General features: G+C 74.9%; 19 protein-coding genes. 9 read left to right on the top strand and 10 right to left on the bottom strand.

The window, feature by feature from the left end:
• Nucleotides 1-37 precede the first annotated feature (37 nt).
• On the top strand, nucleotides 38-1,078 hold the full coding sequence (locus ACIQ8B_RS30090; RefSeq protein ID WP_403551160.1) for a DNA topoisomerase IB: 1,041 nt from the start codon (nucleotides 38-40) through the stop codon (nucleotides 1,076-1,078).
• Between the two features lie 15 nt (nucleotides 1,079-1,093).
• On the opposite strand, the gene ACIQ8B_RS30085 is transcribed toward ACIQ8B_RS30090, so the two are convergent.
• Nucleotides 1,094-2,011: a UbiA family prenyltransferase gene (locus tag ACIQ8B_RS30085; RefSeq protein WP_403551158.1), complete on the bottom strand. Its 918-nt coding sequence runs from the start codon at nucleotides 2,009-2,011 to the stop codon at nucleotides 1,094-1,096.
• A gap of 7 nt (nucleotides 2,012-2,018) precedes the next feature.
• Here ACIQ8B_RS30085 and ACIQ8B_RS30080 point away from each other — a divergent pair, with 7 nt between their 5' ends.
• Genes ACIQ8B_RS30080 through ACIQ8B_RS30070 form a run of 3 tightly spaced genes read left to right on the top strand, consistent with a single transcriptional unit; the run spans nucleotide 2,019 to nucleotide 4,706 of the window.
• Complete coding sequence (locus ACIQ8B_RS30080) at nucleotides 2,019-3,155, top strand: type III polyketide synthase (RefSeq protein WP_403551244.1); 1,137 nt, start codon at nucleotides 2,019-2,021, stop codon at nucleotides 3,153-3,155.
• Nucleotides 3,156-3,165: 10 nt separating this feature from the next.
• Nucleotides 3,166-3,681 (top strand): isoprenylcysteine carboxyl methyltransferase family protein, encoded by a 516-nt coding sequence (locus ACIQ8B_RS30075; RefSeq protein WP_290009291.1) that lies wholly within the window; start codon nucleotides 3,166-3,168, stop codon nucleotides 3,679-3,681.
• Nucleotides 3,678-4,706 (top strand): NAD(P)/FAD-dependent oxidoreductase, encoded by a 1,029-nt coding sequence (locus ACIQ8B_RS30070; protein WP_403551156.1) that lies wholly within the window; start codon nucleotides 3,678-3,680, stop codon nucleotides 4,704-4,706. The genes ACIQ8B_RS30075 and ACIQ8B_RS30070 overlap by 4 nt, the downstream gene beginning before the upstream one ends.
• Nucleotides 4,707-4,718: 12 nt before the next feature.
• Here the strand turns inward: ACIQ8B_RS30070 and ACIQ8B_RS30065 are convergent, their stop codons facing one another.
• From ACIQ8B_RS30065 to ACIQ8B_RS30055, 3 genes are all read right to left on the bottom strand, one after another.
• The gene (locus tag ACIQ8B_RS30065) at nucleotides 4,719-6,788 is read right to left on the bottom strand and encodes a SpoIIE family protein phosphatase (protein ID WP_403551153.1); all 2,070 of its coding nucleotides are present in this window, start codon (nucleotides 6,786-6,788) and stop codon (nucleotides 4,719-4,721) included.
• Nucleotides 6,789-6,913: 125 nt separating this feature from the next.
• Complete coding sequence (locus ACIQ8B_RS30060) at nucleotides 6,914-7,726, bottom strand: alpha/beta fold hydrolase (protein ID WP_403551151.1); 813 nt, start codon at nucleotides 7,724-7,726, stop codon at nucleotides 6,914-6,916.
• A gap of 176 nt (nucleotides 7,727-7,902) precedes the next feature.
• On the bottom strand, nucleotides 7,903-8,271 hold the full coding sequence (locus ACIQ8B_RS30055) for an STAS domain-containing protein (protein ID WP_403551149.1): 369 nt from the start codon (nucleotides 8,269-8,271) through the stop codon (nucleotides 7,903-7,905).
• 337 nt (nucleotides 8,272-8,608) lie between these two features.
• On the opposite strand from ACIQ8B_RS30055, the gene ACIQ8B_RS30050 reads away from it, so the two are divergent.
• Nucleotides 8,609-10,342 (top strand): SpoIIE family protein phosphatase, encoded by a 1,734-nt coding sequence (locus tag ACIQ8B_RS30050; RefSeq protein WP_403551147.1) that lies wholly within the window; start codon nucleotides 8,609-8,611, stop codon nucleotides 10,340-10,342.
• Nucleotides 10,343-10,375: 33 nt separating this feature from the next.
• Here the strand turns inward: ACIQ8B_RS30050 and ACIQ8B_RS30045 are convergent, their stop codons facing one another.
• Nucleotides 10,376-10,618, bottom strand: coding sequence for a hypothetical protein (locus tag ACIQ8B_RS30045; RefSeq protein WP_106415822.1), 243 nt, complete (start codon nucleotides 10,616-10,618; stop codon nucleotides 10,376-10,378).
• 313 nt (nucleotides 10,619-10,931) lie between these two features.
• Here ACIQ8B_RS30045 and ctaD point away from each other — a divergent pair, with 313 nt between their 5' ends.
• Nucleotides 10,932-12,647 carry a cytochrome c oxidase subunit I gene (ctaD, locus tag ACIQ8B_RS30040; protein WP_403551144.1) on the top strand — a complete coding sequence of 572 codons (1,716 nt, stop codon included), beginning with the start codon at nucleotides 10,932-10,934 and terminating at the stop codon, nucleotides 12,645-12,647.
• The gene (locus ACIQ8B_RS30035; RefSeq protein WP_106415824.1) at nucleotides 12,647-13,021 is read left to right on the top strand and encodes a hypothetical protein; all 375 of its coding nucleotides are present in this window, start codon (nucleotides 12,647-12,649) and stop codon (nucleotides 13,019-13,021) included. Before ctaD ends, ACIQ8B_RS30035 begins: the two co-directional genes overlap by 1 nt.
• A gap of 313 nt (nucleotides 13,022-13,334) precedes the next feature.
• Here the strand turns inward: ACIQ8B_RS30035 and ACIQ8B_RS30030 are convergent, their stop codons facing one another.
• On the bottom strand, nucleotides 13,335-13,835 hold the full coding sequence (locus ACIQ8B_RS30030) for an N-acetyltransferase (RefSeq protein ID WP_403551142.1): 501 nt from the start codon (nucleotides 13,833-13,835) through the stop codon (nucleotides 13,335-13,337).
• A 182-nt stretch (nucleotides 13,836-14,017) separates the two neighbouring features.
• On the opposite strand from ACIQ8B_RS30030, the gene ACIQ8B_RS30025 reads away from it, so the two are divergent.
• A complete protein-coding gene (locus ACIQ8B_RS30025) occupies nucleotides 14,018-14,596 on the top strand; it encodes a Dps family protein (RefSeq protein WP_290009283.1) in 579 nt (192 codons plus the stop codon).
• A 60-nt stretch (nucleotides 14,597-14,656) separates the two neighbouring features.
• Here the strand turns inward: ACIQ8B_RS30025 and ACIQ8B_RS30020 are convergent, their stop codons facing one another.
• The gene (locus tag ACIQ8B_RS30020) at nucleotides 14,657-15,799 is read right to left on the bottom strand and encodes a polyprenyl synthetase family protein (RefSeq protein WP_403551140.1); all 1,143 of its coding nucleotides are present in this window, start codon (nucleotides 15,797-15,799) and stop codon (nucleotides 14,657-14,659) included.
• 137 nt (nucleotides 15,800-15,936) lie between these two features.
• Entirely contained in the window at nucleotides 15,937-17,496 is a 1,560-nt protein-coding gene (locus tag ACIQ8B_RS30015) for an SDR family oxidoreductase (RefSeq protein WP_403551138.1), read from the bottom strand.
• 585 nt (nucleotides 17,497-18,081) lie between these two features.
• Between ACIQ8B_RS30015 and ACIQ8B_RS30010 the strand changes: the two genes are divergently transcribed.
• Nucleotides 18,082-18,549 (top strand): universal stress protein, encoded by a 468-nt coding sequence (locus ACIQ8B_RS30010; protein WP_106415830.1) that lies wholly within the window; start codon nucleotides 18,082-18,084, stop codon nucleotides 18,547-18,549.
• A gap of 10 nt (nucleotides 18,550-18,559) precedes the next feature.
• Here the strand turns inward: ACIQ8B_RS30010 and ACIQ8B_RS30005 are convergent, their stop codons facing one another.
• Both ACIQ8B_RS30005 and ACIQ8B_RS30000 read right to left on the bottom strand, forming a co-directional pair.
• Nucleotides 18,560-18,742 (bottom strand): hypothetical protein, encoded by a 183-nt coding sequence (locus ACIQ8B_RS30005; protein WP_403551135.1) that lies wholly within the window; start codon nucleotides 18,740-18,742, stop codon nucleotides 18,560-18,562.
• 55 nt (nucleotides 18,743-18,797) lie between these two features.
• Complete coding sequence (locus ACIQ8B_RS30000) at nucleotides 18,798-20,315, bottom strand: MFS transporter (protein ID WP_403551133.1); 1,518 nt, start codon at nucleotides 20,313-20,315, stop codon at nucleotides 18,798-18,800.
• Nucleotides 20,316-20,473: the final 158 nt, after the last annotated feature.

The following is a 20,473-nucleotide window of genomic DNA, read 5'->3' as shown; positions in this document are numbered from 1 at the left end:
CGCGTGCGACGGACGGGTTGCACGCCGGGAGGTCCGGTTGCGTCTCCGCCACAGTCGTCCCACCGACGCCGGGTACCGCAGGCTGCGTCACGGGCGTGGCTTCCGCTACCTCGACACCCGGGGCGAGCCCCTGCGCGACCCCGGGGAGCTGGCCCGCGTCCGCGCGCTGGTCATCCCGCCGGCCTGGACGGACGTGTGGATCTGCGCCCGTGCCAACGGCCACCTCCAGGCCGTGGGCACCGACGCCGCCGGACGCCGGCAGTACCTCTACCACCCGCGGTTCCGCGCCGAACAGGAGGCCGCCAAGCACGAGCACGTCCTCGACGTCGCCCAGGCGCTGCCCGCGCTGCGGGAGGCCGTCGAGGGACACCTCGCAGACCGGGGCCTGACCCGCTCCCGCGTCCTCGCCACCGCTGTCCGCCTGCTCGACCCCGGCTTCTTCCGCATCGGCAGCGACCGGTACGCCGAGCTCAACAACAGCTACGGCCTCACCACCCTGCTGCGGGAGCACTCCAGCTGCCGGGCGGGCGCGGTGCGGTTCAGCTACACCGGCAAGCACGGCAGGGAGATCATCCAGACCGTGGCCGACCCCGCCGTCTGCCGCAGCCTCACCGCGCTGCTGCGCCGCCGCGGCGGCGGCGACCGGCTCCTGGCGTACTGGGAGGGACGCGCCTGGCACGACGTGAGCAACGCCGACGTCAACGCGTACCTCAAGGATCTGGCCGGTCTCGAGGTCACCGCCAAGGACTTCCGCACCTGGCACGCCACCGTCATGGCCGCCGTCGCCCTGGCCGTCTCGGAGCCGGTCGCCCGCAGCGAGACCGCCCGCCGCCGCGCCATCGCCCGCGCCGCGCGCGAAGTCGCCGGATACCTCGGCAACACCCCCGCCGTCTGCCGCGCCTCCTACATCAACCCGCGCGTGATCGAGCTGTACGAGGAGGGCGTCACCGTGGCGCCCGCCCTGCCGCACCTGGGGAACGAGGCCGCGTTCGGCATCCCCGCCACCCAGGGCGCCGCCGAGCGGGCCGTGCTGAGCATGCTGCGCACAGGGACCCCGCCCGCCCCGACGGGGGAGTGAGGCGCGGAACGCCCCCTACGCGCCCCCGCCTCCGACCAGTTCCGCCCCGGACCACAGCAGCCGCGTCACCGCCATCCCCGCCACGCCCATCGCCGCCCGGAACGGCCACCGGCTGCGCCGCCCCGCCGCCGGCGCCGTACCCGCCACGGCCACCGCGCCCGCCGCGACGGCCAGGCACAGCCCGCCCGGACCCGCCGCGCCGGGCGGCCCCGCGACGACCACGCCCACGGCCGCCAGCATCACCAGCGGGGCCAGCCACCGGCAGACCGTACGGCCCAGCCGCTGCGGCAGCCCCCGCACGCCGGTCGCCAGGTCGTCCTCGATGTCCGGCAGCACGTTCACCAGATGCGCCCCCACTCCCAGCAGCGCCCCCGCCGTCACGGCCCACCACGCGGGCCAGGCGGGCCGCGACAGCCCCAGCGTGACGAAGACCGGGAGCGCACCGAACCCCACGGCGTACGGCAGCGGCGACAGCACCGTGTGCTTCAGCCGCAGGTTGTAGCACCAGCCCGCCGCCACCCCCGTCAGATGCGCCGCCGCCGCGCCCGGTCCGCCGAGCAGCGACAGCGGCACGCACAGCACCAGGGCCGTCCATGCCGCCCCCGCCACCGCCCGTGCGGACAGCCGCCCCTCCGCCACGGGCTTGTCCGTCCGCCCGCAGACCGTGTCGCGGCGCGCGTCGGCCGCGTCGTTGCACCAGCCCACCGACAGCTGACCGGCCAGCACCGCCGCGCCCACCGCCGCCGCCCCCGCGGGACCGTGCCCCGCCGCCACCGCCAGCGCGGTCACGAACACCGTCACGGCCAGCGCCGGCTCCGGATGGCAGCAGCGCAGCAACGCCAGGAGACGGTGCGGCGGCGTACGCGGAAGAACCCCGGTCGGGTGGTGGGACACGGGTGCACGGTAGCCGGGCGGCGGTGGTGAGGAAGGCATGACCGACATGCGTGTCCCTCTCATCGCCGACCCGGCGCCCGCCGCCCCTCCGCCTCCGGACGCCGCCGCGGCGACCACCGCCGTCGCCGCCGTGCACACCGCGCTGCCGCCCCACCACTACCCCCAGGACCGGCTCACCGAGCCCATCGGCGACCTGTGCCTGGCCCCGGGCGCCGACCGCGCCGTGCTGCGCCGCCTGCACGCGTCCGCCGGTGTGCGCACCCGTCATCTCGCCCTGCCCATCGAGCGGTACGCGGCGCTCCGCGGCTTCCGCGAGAGCAACGAGGCGTGGCTGACGGCGGGCCTCGACCTGGCCGAACGGGCGCTCACCACCGCGCTGGCCCAGGCCGGGCTCGCCCCGGCCGACGTCGACCTGCTGGTGTGCGCCTCCATCACCGGCGTCGCCGCCCCGTCCCTCGACGCCCGGCTGGCCGGACGGGTCGGCCTGCGGCCCGACGTCAAGCGGCTTCCGGTGTTCGGCCTGGGCTGCGTCGCGGGCGCCGCCGGCCTGGCCCGCGTCCACGACTACCTGCGCGGACACCCCGGCGGGACCGCCGTGCTGCTCACCGTCGAACTGTGCTCGCTGACCCTGCAGAAGGGCGACGACTCCCGCGCCAACCTGGTCGCCGGCGCCCTGTTCGGCGACGGAGCGGCGGCCCTCGTCGCCCGCGCCACCGCGACCGGCCGAGCGGGACCGGAACCGGCCGCCGGACCCACGGTCCTCGCCACCCGAAGCCACCTCTACCCGGGCACCGAGCACCTTCTCGGCTGGGACGTCGGCGCCGGCGGCTTCCGCGTCGTCATCGACCCCGCCGTCCCCGCACTGGTCCGCCGCGACCTGGGCGCACAGGTCCGCGGCTTCCTCGCCGGACACGGCCTGGGCATCGCGGACATCGGCGCCTGGGTGTGCCATCCGGGCGGCCCCAAGGTGCTGGAGGCCGTGGCCGACGCGCTCGCCCTGTCCGACGACGCCCTCGCCCCGTCGCGGCGCTCGCTCGCCGCCGTCGGCAACCTGTCCTCCGCCTCGGTCCTGCACATCCTCCAGGGCCTCACGGAGGCCCACCGGCCCGCACCGGGCACCTGGGGACTGCTGATGGCGATGGGCCCGGGCTTCTGCTCCGAACTCGTCCTGCTGCGCTGGTGAGGCGCCCGTCATGATCTGGTACACGCTGCTCGTCCTCGCCGTGGCCGTCGAACGCCTCGCCGAACTCGTCACGGCCCGCCGCAACGCGGCGTGGACCCGCGCACGGGCCGGTGTGGAGCACGGCCGCGGCCACTACCCCGTCATGGTCGTCCTGCACACCGGCCTGCTCGCGGGCTGCCTGCTCGAACCCCTCCTCGCCGGCCGCCCGTTCCTGCCCGCCCTCGGCTGGCCCGCGCTGGCGCTCGCCCTGCTCGCCCAGGCCCTGCGCTGGTGGTGCGTCGTCACGCTGGGCCCGTACTGGAACACCCGGGTCATCGTCGTCCCCGGCGCCCGCCTCGTCGGCGGCGGTCCCTACCGCTTCCTCCGCCACCCCAACTACGTCGCCGTCGTCGTCGAGGGCGCCGCCCTGCCCCTGGTGCACTCGGCGTGGATCACGGCGACCGTGTTCACGCTGGCCGACGCGGTGCTGCTGACCGTGCGCATCCGCTGCGAGAACGCCGCCCTCACCCGAGCGGTGCCCGCGTGAGACGCCCCGACCTCCTCGTCGTCGGCGGCGGACCGGCGGGCCTCGCCACCGCCCTGCACGCCGCCCGCGCCGGCCTGGACACCGTCGTCGCGGAACCCCGCCCGGCCCCGGTCGACAAGGCGTGCGGCGAGGGCCTGATGCCCGGTGCCGTCCGCGCCCTCACCGCCCTCGGCCTGCACGCCCCCGGTCACCCCCTCACCGGCATCCGCTACGTGCAGGGGCCCTGCCGTGTCGAGGCCGCGTTCCGCCGGGAGCGGGGCCTCGGCGTCCGCCGCACCGACCTGCACACCGTCCTGCACCGTGCGGTCCTCGACGCGGGCGTGTCCGTCCTCCCGCTGCGCGTGGACGGCGTACGGCAGGACGCGGACGGCGTGAGCGTCCCCGGGGCGGGACTGCGCGCCCGGTGGCTCGTCGCCGCCGACGGCCTCCACTCACCCGTGCGCCGCTCCCTCGGCCTGGACCGCCCGGCCCGGACCGTGCCCCGCTACGGACTGCGCCGGCACTACGCCGTGCCGCCCTGGTCGTCCCGCGTCGAGGTGCACTGGGGACCGGACGCCGAGGCCTACGTCACCCCGCTCGGTCCGGAACTGGTCGGTGTGGCCCTGCTGACCGCACACCGGGCCCCCTACGACGTCCAGCTGGCCGGCTTCCCCGAGCTGGCCGCCCGCCTCCCGCCGCACACGGCCGTCACCCCGGTCCGCGGCGCCGGGCCCCTGCGCCGCCGCTCCCGCACCCGCGTGCACGGCAGGGTCCTGTTCGTCGGCGACGCCGCCGGATACGTCGACGCGCTGACCGGTGAGGGTGTCTGCCTCGCCCTCACCGGCGCCCGCGCCCTCGTCGCCAACCTCCGCACCGGCACGCCCGGCCGCTACGACGCCGACTGGGCCCGCGCCACCCGCCGCTACCGCGTCCTGACGGAAGCGCTGGTCAGGGCGCGTCAGCAGCCCGTGCTCGCCCCGCACATCGTCCCCGTGGCCGCGCGCCTGCCCCGGCTGTTCGCCGCGGCGGTCCAAGCCCTCGGGTGAGCCGGCGGGCGGTCACCCGCAGTCCGGATCGGGGCCGAGGAGCAGCAGGGCGATGTCGTCGCCGGGCGTGGGGGCGTGCCGGACGAGCGTGTCGGCCATGGCGTCCAGGTCACAGGGGTCGGACTGCTCCACCAGACCGGCGAGGGCGGCGGTCGCGTCGTCGGGGTCCACCCCCGGCGCCTCGACCAGCCCGTCGGTGTAGAGCACCAGCACGCAACCGGGCGGCAGGGCGCACTCCAGCGACGGGTAGCGGGCCGTCGGGTCGATGCCGAGGAGCAGACCGGGCGGGATGCTCAGCAGCTCGGTGCGCCCGTCGCCGTGCCGCAACAGGGGCGGCGGATGCCCCGCGGTGGCCAGGCAGGCCCGCCCGCGGCCGAGGTCCAGGTGCGCGTACAGACAGCTGGTGAAGAGCCCGGGGTCCAGGTCGGTGAGGAGCCGGTTGGTGCCGCGCAGGACGTGGTCCGGGGGCGCGCCGACGGTGGCGTGGGCGTGCACGGCGGTGCGGACCTGCCCCATGAGCGCCGCCGCGTCCACGTTGTGCCCCTGCACGTCCCCGATGGCGGCCGCCGCGGTGTTCTCGTCGAGGCGGATCAGGTCGTAGAAGTCGCCGCCGACGCCCAGGCCGCGGGCGGCCGGCAGATAGCGGGCGGCGACCCGCAGCCCGGGGACGCGGGGCAGGCTGTGGGGGAGCAGCGCCGACTGGAGCCGGTGGGCGAGGCGGTCCTTGTTGTCGTAGAGGCGGGCCCGGTCGAGGGCCTGGCCGACCAGACCGGCCAGGGAGGTGAGGACGGCGCGTTCGCTGGGCGGGAAGCCGTGCGGCCGGTCGTAGGAGAGCAGCAGGGAGCCGATCGGGTGGCCGGAGGAGATCAGCGGCAGGACCGCCCACGCGGCCCTGCCGTCCTGGTGCGTCACCTCCGGGTACGCGGCCGCCATCTGCTCGAGGGTGGGAAAGAAGGCGGGCTCCCCGGTGGCCAGGACCGCCGCCCCCGGAATGTCCCGGCTCAGCGGCACGCCGTCGAACCGGGCGAGCAGCTCGGTGCTGTAGCCGCGATGGCCCACTATCCTCAGCCGGCCGTCCTCGGCCGTCATGAGCACCATGGCCTGGGCGCCGAGGGCGGGCAGCAGCTGGTCGGCGGTCTGGTCCACCACGTCCTGCACCCCGACGGCCTCGGTCAGCGTGGTCGCCAGGTGCATCAGGTGGTACAGCACCGTGGCCCGGCCGGGACCCCGCGTCGTCTCCGCGACCGGATCCGCGTTCTGCTGATCGGTGGCGCGGTCGATGCGCACGCTGATGCCGGAGGGGTCCGGGTACAGCTCGAACGACAGCCAGGTGCCGGGAGGCCGCAGCACCCGGAACTCCTGCGGGGCCCGGCTGATCACCGCCGCGCGGTAGCGGTCCTCGACATGGGGGACGTCCATCCACGGCAGGACCTCCCACGGCAGGGCGCCCAGCAGGCGGTCCGGGGCGGCGCCGACGAGTTCGGCGGCGGCCGGGGTGACGAGGGTGATCCGGCCGTGCAGGTCGAGGGCGACGTACCCGCCCGGCAGCCGGTCGAGGAGCGCCGTGCCGGCCCATGCCTCGGCAGCCGTCGGAGTGCGCCCCGGCTCCGGCGGCAGGATGCGCGGCCGGCCGGCGGAGAGGAGCGGCTCGCCGCGCCGGGCGGCCTGCTCGAAGAGGTGGCCGAGGCGACGGGAGCCCGCGCGGACGGCGTCGTGCTCGGCGCGGCTCAGCTGCGGCGGGTGCCCGCTCGGCCAGAGCAGCACCAGCCCTCCCCGGATTCCCTTGTCCGACGCGACCGGTACGGCCGCCAGGGCGAAGTCGTAGGGGAGCACCACCGCCGGCCGCGGATAGCGGCGCGCCATCTCCACCTGGCCGTTCACCCACACCAGGCGCTCCTCGCGCACCGCGTCGGCCACCGGTACCGGGTCGCTCACCGCCACTCTGCTCCACGGCGCGACCATCTCGCGTGAGGCGCCGGACACCAGGATCAGCCAGAGGGCACGACGGTCGGGGGTGAGGACGTAGAGCAGGGCACTGGAGGCCCCGGCCGCCCGCACGAGTTCGGTGAGCGCGGTGTCCATCAGCCACCCGCCCGGCCGCCCGGCGCGGGCGGGGCGGGTCCGTCGACCGGTGCCGCCCGAACTTCTCCCATACCGGGACACTACGCCGAAACCGTACCGGAGGCATCCAGCGCCGGGGCGGCAGGTCAGGCGGCGCCGCCTCGGGCGGACGGCCCGGAGGCCCCGGCGCGCAGCACCGGCATCATCGTCTCGACCTCGCCCCCCGCGAGGTGGTCCAGGACCATCCGGTTGACCTCGGCGGGCTTCTCCAGCGGCACCAGGTGGGACGCGCCGGGAACGACGGCCAGCCGGGCGTCGGGCAGGGCGCGGTACAGGGCCGCGGTGTGCTCCAGGGTCATCAGGTCGTCGTCGCCGCTCATGACGAGCGTGGGCGCCCGCACGCCGGCCAGGTCCCCGGCGTCGAGCGTCGGCTGGGTGCGCCACATGTCGATCACCCGCGTCGCCACGGACGGCCAGTGCTCCGGCCCGTCCGGGCTGACGGCCACGTACAGCTCGCGGAAGAAGGCCAGGCCGGCGCTGTCCGGGGTCATCGCATCCAGCATCCCGGGCGCCATGAACGCCTCGGAAGCGGGGCGGAAGTTCGCCCCGATCAGCACCGTCCTGCGCACCAGGTCCGGCCGTGCCAGGGCGGTCAGCAGCGCGACGACGGCGCCGTCGCTCCAGCCGACCAGGTGTGCCGGACCGCCCACCACGGTCTCCAGGAACGCCACCGTGTCGTCGGCCATGCCGGTGTACGTCAGCGGGCCCCCGACGTCCGGGGTGTGGCCGTGCGCCCGCCGCTCCGGCAGATAGAGGCGGTGGGCCGTGGCGAGGCCGGGCCGCTGCGCGCCCCAGGTGTCGTTGGTGCAGAAGCCGCCGTGCAGCAGCACCAGCGGATCGCCGGAACCCTCGGTCTCGTACCAGGTCCTGACCCCGGGAAGGTCCGCGTAGTCGCCCATGCCTCCCGGCCCCTCTCCGGGACGGACGCCGCCCCGGGCCAGTCTCCGGCACGCCCCGGAGCACCGCAACGCGACCGCGGCGGGCCTCGCGGAGACGAACGGGTGCACGGGAGCGGCCCCGCCTCGGACCGTCCGACGAGAACCGTCCTGCGGCCCTGCCCGTGGGGCGGGCCCGGTCAGGGCGAGGACGGCCGGGAGGCGCGGAACGCCTCGGCGACGCCGGAGTGGAAGGTGAACACCTCGTCCAGCCCCACCATGCGCAGCACCCGCATCTGGGCGGGGGCGACCCCGGCCAGGCTGAGCCGCGACCCCTTGTCCTGGGACCGCCGGTAAGCCGTCACGAACACGGTGATCCCCGACGAGTCGCAGAAGGTCAGCCCGGACAGGTCCAGCACCACGCCGCACGGACCGAACGGCGCCTCGTTGACGGCTTCCGTCAGCAGCGGGGCCGTGTGATGGTCGAGCTCACCGGCCACCTCCAGGACGTACGGGCCCGTGGCACTGGGGCGGGGTGTCACGGTGAACGTCTCGTCCGGTACGGACACGGAGTCTCCTCGGCGGGGTTTTCGGCGCATACGGGGTGAGCCTGACCTCCGCCCATCTCGTGGTGCCCGGCCGGCCGGTTCATCCTACGAAGTGCCGACCGGTGACTCGCGCACGCCCCGGGACTCGCGCTTCCCGTACCCGCCCGGACCCCTGCCGGCCCCGGCCCGGACCCCGCGGCGGTCCGCGGACCCGGGGCGGACGGCCCCACGGGTGAGGGACGTGTGATGATCTGGAGGGTCACATCGTGCTTTCCGGTTCCCCGTCACGGTCCGGCCGAGCACTCGGAACGCGGGAACCGTGACCGGTTCCCCGAGCGACAGTCGGCGTGGAGGGGACATGGACACGACGGCCGAAGGGGCAGAGCCCGGAGGTGAGGACGCCGGAACGGTCCCCGACGAGGCGATCGGCGACACGCTCGCCCTGATCGGCACCGGCGCCTACGCCGTGGACGGACGGGGGACGATCGTCGCCGTCAACGCCGTCGCCGAGCGGATGCTGGACCGGTCCGCCGCCGAACTCGTCGGCGGCGACGCGCACGACCTGCTGCACCGCAACGCCCGCGGCGAGTCCATGCCGACCTCGCAGTGCCGTATGCGGCCCGCCTTCCTCGCCGGCCGCCCGGCCCAGGACGACGACGAGTGGTACGAGAAGGGCGACGGCACGCTGCTCCCCGTCGCCTGGAGCATCGTCCCCTGTGCCGCCGGGGCCCACGACACCCTGGTCCTCGTCCTGTTCCACCCCCGCGAGGCCGTCACCGGGGCGCACGGCCCTGCCACGGCCCGCGGAGGGACGCTCGACGAGCTGGAGCGGCTCGCCCTGCTGGCGGAGACGACCACCCAGCTGACGTCCACCCTCTCCGTCGACGAAGCGCTGCGCCGTCTTGTGTCACTGGTGCTGCCGCGCCTCGCGGACTGGGCGGTCGTCGACCTGATCAGCGAACACGACGAGGTGTGGCGCACCAAGGTGGTGCACATCGAGGACGGCGTCCCGGTCTCCCGCCGTGATCTGGAGGGGCCGATGGCGCCCGTCCCCGCCGAGTCCCCGATGCCGCTGTCCCGGGCCCTGCGCGGCGTCTCCTCGACCATCGCCGGCCCCGAGACCTACGAGCGGTCCCCCGACTCGGGCATCGCCGTCGAGCAGCGCCGGCTGTTCGAGGCCACGGGCATGCACTCGGCGGCCATCGCCCCCATCCGCGGTCTGCGCGAGGTGCTCGGCGCCCTGACCCTCGGCCGGTCCGAACAGGCCGAGGCGTTCACCCCCGCCGACCTCACCCTGCTCGAGGACATCACCCGCCGCGCCGGACTGGCCCTGGACAATGCCCGCCTCTACCAGCGGCAGCGCAAGGTCGCCGAGACCATGCAGCGCTACCTGCTGCCCCAGCTGCCCCGCGTCACCGGCCTGGAGATGACCTCCCGCTACCTGCCCGCCCCGGACGCCTCCCACGTCGGCGGCGACTGGTACGACGCCTTCACCCTCGGGGACGGCGACACCGCGCTGGTCATCGGCGACGTCTCCGGGCACGACCTGGAAGCCGCCGCGGGCATGGCCCAGCTCCGCAACGTGCTGCGCTCCTACGCCTGGTCCCAGAACGAGCCGCCCGGCCGCGTCGTCGAGCGGGTGGACCGTGCCGTGCTGCGCATCACCGACGTCTCCATGGCCACCCTGGTGCTCGCCGTTCTGGGGACGGACCAGGAGGGGCGGTGGACCCTGCGCTGGACCAACGCCGGCCACCCGCCCCCGCTCCTGGTCACCCACGAGGGCGTGGCCGGCTACCTCACGGACGGCGGCGGCATGCTGCTGGGCACCGGCGCCGACCGTCCGCGCGGCGACGGATCGACGGTCCTGCCGCCGGGGTCCACCCTCGTCCTCTACACGGACGGGCTCGTCGAGTCCCCCACCCACTCCATCGACGAAGGGCTGGAGCGGCTGCGCCGGCACGCCGCCGTGCTCGCCCACCGCACGGTCGAGGCGTTCACCGACGAACTGCTGCGCAGGGCGCGCCCCGCCGACAACGACGACGACGTCGCCCTCCTCGCCGTGCGCGTCGGCACCCGCCCCGGACACGGCTGACCCGCCTGAGCGGGCGAAGGGCCCGTCCGCCGGTCAGCGCATGCCGTCGCGGAGCCGGGCGACGGCCGCCTGGAGGTCGTCGAAGGCCTGCTGTTCGCGCCGGGGGCTGGTGCGCGCCGTCGGCAGCAGGCTGTCCCGGGCCGCACGGGCCCGCGCGTACGCCTCGAAACGGGTGACCACGTCGGCCACGGCGTCAGGAGGCGGTGAGTCCTTGTGCGAGGGGTCGCGGGACGGCAGGGAGCGTCCCTCCCGCCGCGCGTTCGTCCGTCCGGTCATGCCCCGCATCCTTACCGGGCCTCCGGCCGCTCCACACTGCACGCCCCCGGACACGGACCCCCGGCCGATGTTGCCGGGAACGGGCAAGGAGGGCGGGGACGGCCCGGATCCGGAGACGGCCCGGGACCGTCCACGAGACGTTCATGGAACGACGCCACTCGCACGGGTGAAGTCGCCGTCCGCTCGGCGGGTGTGGGAACTCGACGCCCGGTTACCTGACATAGCGTCGATCCGGCACACCCGTGCCGATCGCGCCCGCGACGGCGTGCCTGCCCTCCCGGCCGATCTCCGCGCTGTGACCCGAAGGACCTCGATGGCGACACACACGACTGAACCCCTTTCCCCGGTGCCGGCGGCGGAGGGACGACGAGGGAAGGGGCGAGTGGTCGTCTCCTGGCTGACGACGACGGACCACAAGAAGATCGGGCACCTCTACCTGATCACCTCGTTCGCCTTCTTCCTGGTGGGCGGTCTGCTCGCCATGGTGATCCGCGCGGAGCTGGCCCGCCCCGGGATGCAGATCGTGTCGGAGGAGCAGTACAACCAGTCGTTCACGATGCACGGCACGATCATGCTGCTGCTGTTCGCGACGCCCACGTTCGCCGGGTTCGCCAACGCCATCATGCCGCTGCAGATCGGCGCCCCGGACGTGGCGTTCCCCCGGCTGAACATGCTGTCGTACTGGCTGTTCGCCCTCGGCGGCCTCATCGTGCTGGGCAGCTTCCTCACGCCCGAGGGCGCGGCGGACTTCGGATGGACGGCGTACCCGCCGCTCAGCGGCGGCGAGCGCACCCCGCACGTGGGCGGCGACCTGTGGGTCATGGGCCTGGGGCTGTCCGGCTTCGGGACGATCCTCGGCGCCGTCAACTTCATGACCACGATCATCTGCATGCGCGCCCCCGGCATGACCATGTTCCGGATGCCGATCTTCACCTGGAACGTGCTGCTCACGTCCGTGCTGGTCCTGCTGGCGTTCCCGGTGCTGGCGGCGGCGCTGTTCGCGCTGGAGGCGGACCGCCGGTTCGGCGCGCGGATCTTCGACCCGGAGAACGGCGGCGCGCTGCTGTGGCAGCACCTCTTCTGGTTCTTCGGCCACCCCGAGGTCTACATCCTGGCCCTGCCGTTCTTCGGCGTCGTGAGTGAGATCATCCCGGTGTTCTCCCGCAAGCCGATCTTCGGCTACATGGGGCTCGTCGGAGCGACCATCACCATCACCGGCCTCTCCGCCACGGTGTGGGCCCACCACATGTTCGCCACCGGCGCGGTGCTGTTGCCGTTCTTCTCCTTCATGAGCTTCCTCATCGCCGTGCCGACGGGCGTGAAGTTCTTCAACTGGATCGGCACCATGTGGAAGGGCAGTCTGTCCTTCGAACCACCGATGCTGTGGGCGGCCGGCTTCCTCGTCACCTTCCTGTTCGGCGGTCTGACGGGTGTTCTCCTGGCGTCCCCGCCGGTTGACTTCCACGTCCACGACAGCTACTTCGTCGTCGCCCACTTCCACTACGTGCTGTTCGGAACGATCGTGTTCGCCATGTTCGCCGGATTCAGCTTCTGGTGGCCGAAGATGACCGGCACCATGCTCGACCAGCGGCTGGAGAAGGTGCACTTCTGGACGCTGTTCGTCGGCTTCCACGCCACCTTCCTGCTCCAGCACTGGCTGGGCGCCCAGGGCATGCCCCGCCGCTACGCCGACTACCTCGCCGCCGACGGGTTCACCGGCCTCAACACGGTCTCCTCCATCGGCGCCTTCCTGCTCGGTCTGTCGACGCTGCCGTTCCTGTACAACGTCTGGAAGACCGCGCAGAAGGGCGAGAAGATCGAGGTCGACGACCCCTGGGGGTACGGGCGTTCGCTGGAGTGGGCCACCTCCTGCCCGCCGCCCCGGCACAACTTCGTCACCCTGCCCCGCATCCGCTCCGAGTCGCCCGCCTTCGACCTGCGCCACCCGGCCCTGGCCGGCGTCGACCAGGCGGAGAACACCGGTCAGCGCGACGTGATCGACCCCGGCGGCCACAAGGGCGACCGCTGATGGCGCGGGCCCGGTCCCGTCGCGCCCTCGCGCACGACGCCTCGGCCGTCATGGCCGAGGCGGAGGGCATCGTGATGGCGCGGTCCCACATCGCCGAGGCCCGCCGCGAGGCGGAGGCACTCTGCGCCGACCTGCCGTGGCTGACCACCGCTCAGGCCGAGGACCTCACCCGGCACTACGTCGGCCGGCGCATCGACCTCACCCGGCAGATGCTCCGCACGACGGTCCGCCGCGCCGAGGAACTGCGCCGCGAGTACGAGGCCCGGTACGCCGAACTGCGCGGGGCGCTCCTGAGACGCCACGTGGCCTGGGCGTCCGGCCTGCTGGCCTGCGGCACCGGGATCAACGCGGCGCTCTGGCTGTTCACCCGCTAGAGGCGGCCCGCCGCAGTACCCGGCCGAGCCGGCCGGTGGGCGTCCGGCGGGCCGTGACCGACAGCCCCGCCCGCGGGAACCGCGCGTCGTAGCCGTGGTGCCCGCCCGCAGCGGGGTGCCTTCCGGGGAGGCGAGGGCGGCTTCCCCACGACGGCGGGCCCGAAGGCGGCCGTGCCGCGCGCCGGGACGCAGCCGGTGCGAACGGGCTCGCCCCTGCCGGTGCCGGGAGTGCCGGCGCCCGTTCGGCGCGAGCCGTGACGCGGCCGGCCTCCGTGAGACCGCGCGCACCCTCGCGACGCCGGCCCCCTGATCCCTAACCGAGGTCCGGCAGCTCCAGCCACTTCTCCCAGGTGAGGTCCCGGCCGATGAAACGGGGCCGTTCGAACGGCCAGTCCTCGGCGATCCACCGCGGGACGAACGCGTCCAGCGCCCGCTCCAGCGGGCCGCCCGCCTCGTCGTCCACCACCCACCAGGAGATCTCCGCGTCCGCGCCCTCCTTCTCCGGCGGGTCGATGTAGACGCAGCCGCGCAGCGCCGTGCGTTCCGGGTTCTCGATCGTGTAGTTGAACGACTCGTGCGCCTCGATCTCGGCGGCGTGCCGCTCCAGGTCGGCGAGGTTCGCCTCGTACGTCATGGTGGCCGGGGGCCAGCCCCAGGCGGGCCCGAAGACCGACCACAGCCGCTCGCGCGACCCCATCACCGCCGGATAGTCCAGCGGCGCGTCGGTGCCGCTGATCGGGCGCAGCCGGTGGCCCGCGCCGCCGGGGATGCCGACGTGCAGGGGGTGGACGAAGTCACGCGGAAGCCAGGTCATGAGCCGGAGCCAACCACGCGCCGCCCCGCCCGGCAAAGGAATATGCGAGTGGACCGCGGAGATCGTGGCCCACTGCTCCAGACCGGTGAGATGCGCGGGGGTGCGCAGCGGTGAACGCCGCAAACAGCCGACGAACCGCTTATCTGGATGTCCGAGCATCGGACGATCGCAAGGAGCCCATCGTGTCGTCACCGCCTGCCGAACCCTCGTACACCGTGCCGGGCCTGCGCACCCAGGACAGCGGACGGATCATCGAGCTGTTGCAGATGCGACTCCACTCCCTCAACGACCTGCACCTGACCCTGAAACACATCCACTGGAACGTCGTCGGACCGCACTTCATCGCCGTGCACGAGATGATCGACCCTCAGGTCGACAAGGTGCGGGACATGACCGACGACATCGCCGAGCGGATCTCCACGCTCGGCGGCGAGCCGAACGGCACGCCCGGCGCGCTGGTCGGCGCGCGCACCTGGAACGACTACTCCATCGGCCGGGCCGAGGCGATCGAGCACCTGGGCGCGCTGGACGTCGTGTACACGAACATCATCGAGGACCACCGGGAGGCGATGCGGGAGACCGAGGAGGCCGACCCGGTCACCCAGGACATGCTCATCGGGCAGCTGCGCGGCCTTGAGCTGTTCCAGTGGTTCGTCCGCGCCCACCTCGAGTCCAGCGGCGGCAAGCTCAGCACGCGCGGCGCCACCACCGAGACCGGCGCCGCCGGCCAGGCCGCGGAGCAGGCCCGCCGCCAGCCCTGACCGGCGCTCCCGCATCGGCGACCCACCACGATCCGGCCCGGACCGCGGCGGGCCCGGGCCTCACACCGCTTCCCGCACCTGCGGGGCCGTGATGCCCGACGCGCGGGCGACCAGCGCGGCGAACTCCCGCCGTACCGCGGCGCCCGCGTCCGTCTCGCCGAAGTGCCGCAGAGCGGAGTCCGCCAGCTCCGCGATCTTCTCCTCCACCACGGCCCGGGCACCCGTCCGCTCCAACGCCGCCCGTACGCCCTCCACGGCGCGCTCCGGCAGCGCGGGTGCGCCGGGGGAGAGGAGCGCCACGGCCTCCTCGTCTTTGGTCGCCCTGCCGAGTTCCAGGGCGACGGCCAGCAGATAGGTGAGCTTGCGGCTCCGCAGGTCGTCACCCACCGGCTTCCCGGTCAGCGCCGGATCGCCGAAGGCGCCCAGCAGGTCGTCCCGCAACTGGAAGGCGAGCCCCGCGCACCGGCCGGCCGCGCGCAGCGCCGCCGTCACCGCCTCGTCCGCCCCCGCCAGTGACGCGCCCAGGGCCAGCGGCCGCTCGACCGTGTAGAGGGCGCTCTTCAGCGTCGCGATGGTCAGCGCCTCCTCGACGCCGGACGCGCCGGCCGCCTGCGCCTGGAGGTCGCGGTACTGCCCGGCCACCATCTCCTCGCGCATCGCCCGCCACTCCCGGTACACCCGGGGCCCGTTCGGGGAGGCGAGCGCGATGTCCGTCATCAGGTCGTCCGCCCAGGCCAGGGCCAGGTCGCCGGCCAGGACCGCCGCCGAGTGCCCGAACGACTCGGCACCGCCCGTCATGCCCTCCGCGCGGTGCATCCGCGCCAGGTCCACGTGCATCGAGGGCGCCCCGCGCCGCAGACGGGACCCGTCCATCACGTCGTCGTGCACGAGCGCGCACGTCTGCACCAGTTCGAGCGCCACGCCCGTCCGCAGCAGCGGGCCGGGGTCGCCCGCACCGCCCGAGGCCCGCCAGCCGCACCAGGCGAACGCCGTGCGCAGCCGCTTCCCGCCGCGCCGGGCGAACGCGGAGACCCGGCCCGCCACGTCACGGGCGAACACCGCGTCGAGGTCGTAGGCCCCGGACATCCGCTCGTCCAGCACCTCGCCCAGGACCCGCCCCACGGCCCCGGTGGCGGCGTCGGCGGTGAACGGTCCACCGGCCCGGTCCGCCGGTTCCTCCGTCGCCGACCGCAGTTCACGCATGCACAGCCCCTTTTCGTCGTCCGCCGCCCGCCCGCTCGCGCTCGCCACCGAGTACCCGGGAAAGGGTCCGTCGACCTTTTCCGGCGCCTGCGACGGCCCGGAGCGCCCGCGCGGCTCCCGAGATACCGGACCGGACATCAGCGGCGGACGCCTGTCCGTCGCCGGCGGGTCCGCCGGCTGGCCGGTCCGTCCGCGCCCTCGGCCGCCGCGAGGGCGATGTTGCGGGCCATGCCGCCGAACACGAGGGCGTGGAAGGGCGACACCGACCACCAGTACGCGTGGCCCAGCAGGCCCCGCGGATGGAACAGGGCGCGCTGCCGGTACCGGGTGCGGCCCGCACCGTCCGTCTCCACGCGCAACTCCAGCCACGCCAGACCCGGCAGCCGCATCTCGGCGCGCAGCCGCAGCAGCCGCCCCGGTTCGATCTCCTCCACCCGCCAGAAGTCCAGGGAGTCTCCCGCCCGCAGCCGGTGCGGGTCGCGCCGTCCGCGGCGCAGCCCCACCCCGCCGACGATCCGGTCCAGCCGCCCGCGCACCGCCCACGCCAGCGGGAAGGAGTACCAGCCGTGCTCGCCGCCGATGCCCTCGATCACCTTCCACAGCGCCTCCGGCGACGCGGGCACCACCTGGTCCCGTTCGTCCCGGTAGAGGCTGCCGCCGGCCCAGTCGGGGTCGGTGGGCAGCGGATCGCTCGGCGCGCCCGGCACGGAGGCGGACGACCAGCGGGTGGCGACCTGCGCCTCCCGCACCCGCGCCAGCGCCAGCCGCAGCGCCTCGTCGAAGGGCAGGGGCCGGCCGGGGGCGTCGGGCACGTACCGCGCGATGTCGTGCTCGCGGCACACCACCTCGTGGCGCAGCGACTCGGTGAGCGGCCGGGCGATCGCGGCGGGCACCGGGGTGACCAGCCCGACCCAGTGGCTGGACAGACCGGGCGTGAGCACCGGCACGGGCAGGATGACCCGCCGTCGCAGCCCGGCGACCGCGGCGTAACGGCGCATCATGTCCCGGTAGGTCAGCACGTCCGGGCCGCCGATGTCGAAGGCCCGGTCGACGTCGGGCGGCATCTTCGCCGAGGCGACCAGGTAGCGCAACACGTCGCGCACCGCCACGGGCTGGGTGCGGGTGTGCACCCAACTGGGGGTGACCATCACCGGCAGCCGTTCGGTGAGATAGCGCAGCATCTCGAACGACGCCGACCCCGAGCCGATGACGACGGCGGCCCGCAGCACCGTCGCGGGCACCGGCGAGTCGAGGAAGATCCGCCCCACCTCGGCGCGGGACCGCAGATGCGGCGAGAGGGTGTGCTCGGGCACCCCGTACGGGGTGAGTCCGCCGAGGTAGACGATCCGGCGCACCCCCGCCGCGTGCGCCTGCTCGGCGAAGGTGCGGGCCGCCCGGCGGTCGGTGTCCTCGAAGTCCGCACCGGTGCCGAGCGCGTGGACCAGGTAGTACGCCACGTCGACGCCCTCCATCGCCCCGGCGACGGACGAGGCGTCGGTGACGTCGCCGCGCACCGTCTCGACGTCCGGCGCCCACGGGTGGTCGCGCAGCTTGTCGGGGGAGCGGGCCAGGCACCGGACCCGGTGGCCGGCCTCGAGGAGCGCGGGGACCAGGCGTCCGCCGACGTAACCCGACGCCCCGGTGACCAGGCAGTGCGGTCCCGCGCCGTTCCCTTGGCCCTGCCCGTCCACGGTCATCCCTCCGCACGGTCGATGTGACACCGGATCCTGTCCCCGATCCTCACCTCACGCGCCCGGTACCGCGCGCCGTCAGGCGGCGCGGGGACGAAGTGGGCAGGCAGGAGGACGGGCGGCGGGGATCCGTACGGGTGACCCGGGGGAGGCCGGCCGTCACCGGGGACCGCCCCCGGGCCCTGCCGCCCGGACCGACGGCCGCCGTCACCGCTGCCCAGGGCCCCGGCACCGGCGTCGGCCCGCGGCTCGGCGTCCCGTCCGTCCGTCGGCGAACGCGGCACCGGGCACGACCCCGGACGCCTGGCGGACGGACGACCCGGACCACGCACTTCCGGCACACCCTCGTCCGCACCGACGACGGCACCCGGTACGGGGCGCGCGGCAACGGCTGGACGACCCGGGAGCCGCACTTCGTGCGGGACCGACGAGGCACCTCTGGGGTGGGCGGCCTCGCGGCGGATCGATCCGCCGCGAGGCCCCGCTGCCCCGTACGGACCCGCTGGGCTCGGCATCCGGCGCCGTCCGCCGGAGGCTGGAGACCGGACGGGGCGCACGCCGGCCGCCCCGGGCCGAGCGTGAGGAGAGAGCGTGGACGAGCAGGACCGCGTCGTGGTCGGGGTGGACGGCTCGCCGTCGTCGCGGCAGGCGCTGCGCTGGGCGGCCCGCCAGGCCGCGCTCACCGGAGGGACCGTGCAGGCGCTGACCTCCTGGGACTACCCCCAGTACCACGGCGCGCTGGGCTGGCTGCCCCCGTCGAGCGGTGACGAGGAGGCCCTGGAGGCCAGGGCGCGCGAGGATCTGACCCGGTGCGTCGAGGAGACGCTGGGCGTGCGGCCGTCGGTGGACGTCCGCACGGAGGTCCGGTACGGCACGCCGGCCAGTGTGCTGCTGCGCGCGGCGCGGGACGCGTCCCTGCTCGTGGTCGGCAGCCGGGGCCTGGGCGGCTTCGCCGGCCTGCTGCTCGGCTCCGTCGCCCAGCACTGTGTGCAGCACGCGGCCTGCCCGGTCGTCGTGGTCCGGGAGGACACGGCCACCGGTATCGGCGAGGGGGAGTGAGAGGCCCGGCTCACCCGCGCGCCGCGGTGCGCACCAGTTCCCGGGCCAGGTCCGCGGCCGCCGCGACCGTGCCGAGGGACAGGGGGCGGGTGGCCACCGCGCCCTCGTGCAGGACGAACAGCCGGGCGGCGAGCGTGGCCGGGTCCGCGCAGCGGTGGCGCGGGCGCAGGAGGAACTGGCCCGCAGGAGGCACGTGGGGAAGATCGTCCTGCATCCCGGGGCGCCGGCGGCGCGCTGACCGGCCGGTGTCAGGTCTGCCGGGAGTGCACCGGACTGTGGGCGGCCTCCTCCGGGCACTCCCCGTGCGCCGCGCGCCTGCGCCGGTCGCGCGTCCAGTCGTACGCCGCCAGGGCGAGCGACGCCAGCATCGCCGTGAGGGCCGCGCCCAGAGTGAGGAAAAGGGCCGTCTGGAAGTCGTCGCTCCGGCCGAGCGTCAGGTAGAACAGGCCCGGCAGGGCGGCGGTGCCGACCGCCGCGCCGAGCCGCTGCCCCGTCTGCAGGGCGCCGCCCGCCGCGCCCGCCATCCGCACCGGCACGTGCCGCAGCGTCATGGTGATGTTGGGCGAGACGACGAACCCGCCGCCGATGCCGCCGATGAACAGCGCCGGCGCGGCGAGCCAGGGCGCGTGGTCCAGCGGCGCGAAACGCAGCAACAGGGCGGTCGTGCCGAGGCCCACGATCACGCCCGTGAGGCCCCACACGGTGAGCAGCCGCCCGAACCGGTCGACCAGCCGCCCGGACACCACCGCCGCCCCCGCCGAGCCGATGGCGAACGGGGTCACGGCGAGGCCCGACTCCAGCGGCGAGTAGCGCAGTCCCTCCTGGTAGAACAGCGCGAAGACCAGCCAGACACCGCTGAAGCCGACGAAGTACAGGGTGCCGACGCCCGCGCCGACGGCGTAACCGCGCACGGTGGAGAACAGGCGCGGGTCGAGCAGCGGCGTCGTCCCCCGGGCGAGCAGCCGCCGCTGCCGCCGGACGAACACGGCGAGGACCGCCGTGCCGACCGGGAACAGCCACCACAGCCGGCTCAGCCCGCCGGCCTCCGCCTGCACCAGCGGGAACATGAACGCCAGCACGCCCAGGCCGAGCAGCAGCACGCCGGGCACGTCCACGTGGCCCCGTCCCGACTTCCGGGTCCGCGGCAGCAGGCGGCGGCCCAGCAGCACGGCGAGGACGCCGATGGGCACGTTGACGTAGAAGATCCAGCGCCAGCCCTGCATGCCGTCGGCCAGGGCGAGGATCGCGCCGCCGACGACGGGCCCGGAGGCGGAGGAGATGCCGACGGTCGCGCCGAAATAGCCGAACGCCCGGCCGCGTTCGGCGCCGCGGAACATCTGCTGGATCAGCGCCGAGTTCTGCGGCGCCATGAAACCGGCCGCCAGCCCCTGCGCGAGACGCGCCACGACCAGCAGGGTGATGTCGGGGGCGGCGCCACAGGCCGCGCTGCAGAGCACGAAACCGCACAGGGCGATCAGGAAGATCTTCCGCCGGTCGAGCGCGTCCCCGAGCCGGCCCGCGGTGACGAGGGCCAGGGCGAAGGTCAGCGCGTAGCCGGACACCACCCACTGCACCTCGGCGGGGGAGGCCCCCAGGTCCTTCTGCACGGTGGGCAGCGCGACCGCCACGATCGTGACGTCCAGCAGGCTCATGAAGCCGGCCACCAGCGTGACCCACAGGGCTCGCCACCGGCGCGGATCCGGCTCGTACGCGTCCCCCTGGGCACCGGGCTGCCGGTCGCCCGCCCCTGACGCCGACGCTGTCACACGCAGTCCTCTCGCAGGCCCGAACAGGGCGGACATGTTCCCCGGCCGGGCCCGGCGCACACCCGGCGTGCCAGGAAAAAGCCGCCCGCCGATCCCCTCCGTCCGGCTCGGTCGGCGCATCCGCGGCCCGCGCGCCGTGGACGTGCCGCGGCCGGTGA

This window comes from Streptomyces sp. NPDC096105, from assembly GCF_044763335.1.
In the GTDB taxonomy this organism is placed as follows: domain Bacteria; phylum Actinomycetota; class Actinomycetes; order Streptomycetales; family Streptomycetaceae; genus Streptomyces.
Note: the sequence above shows the minus strand (reverse complement) of the source record. Positions and strands in the feature narration are given on the sequence as shown.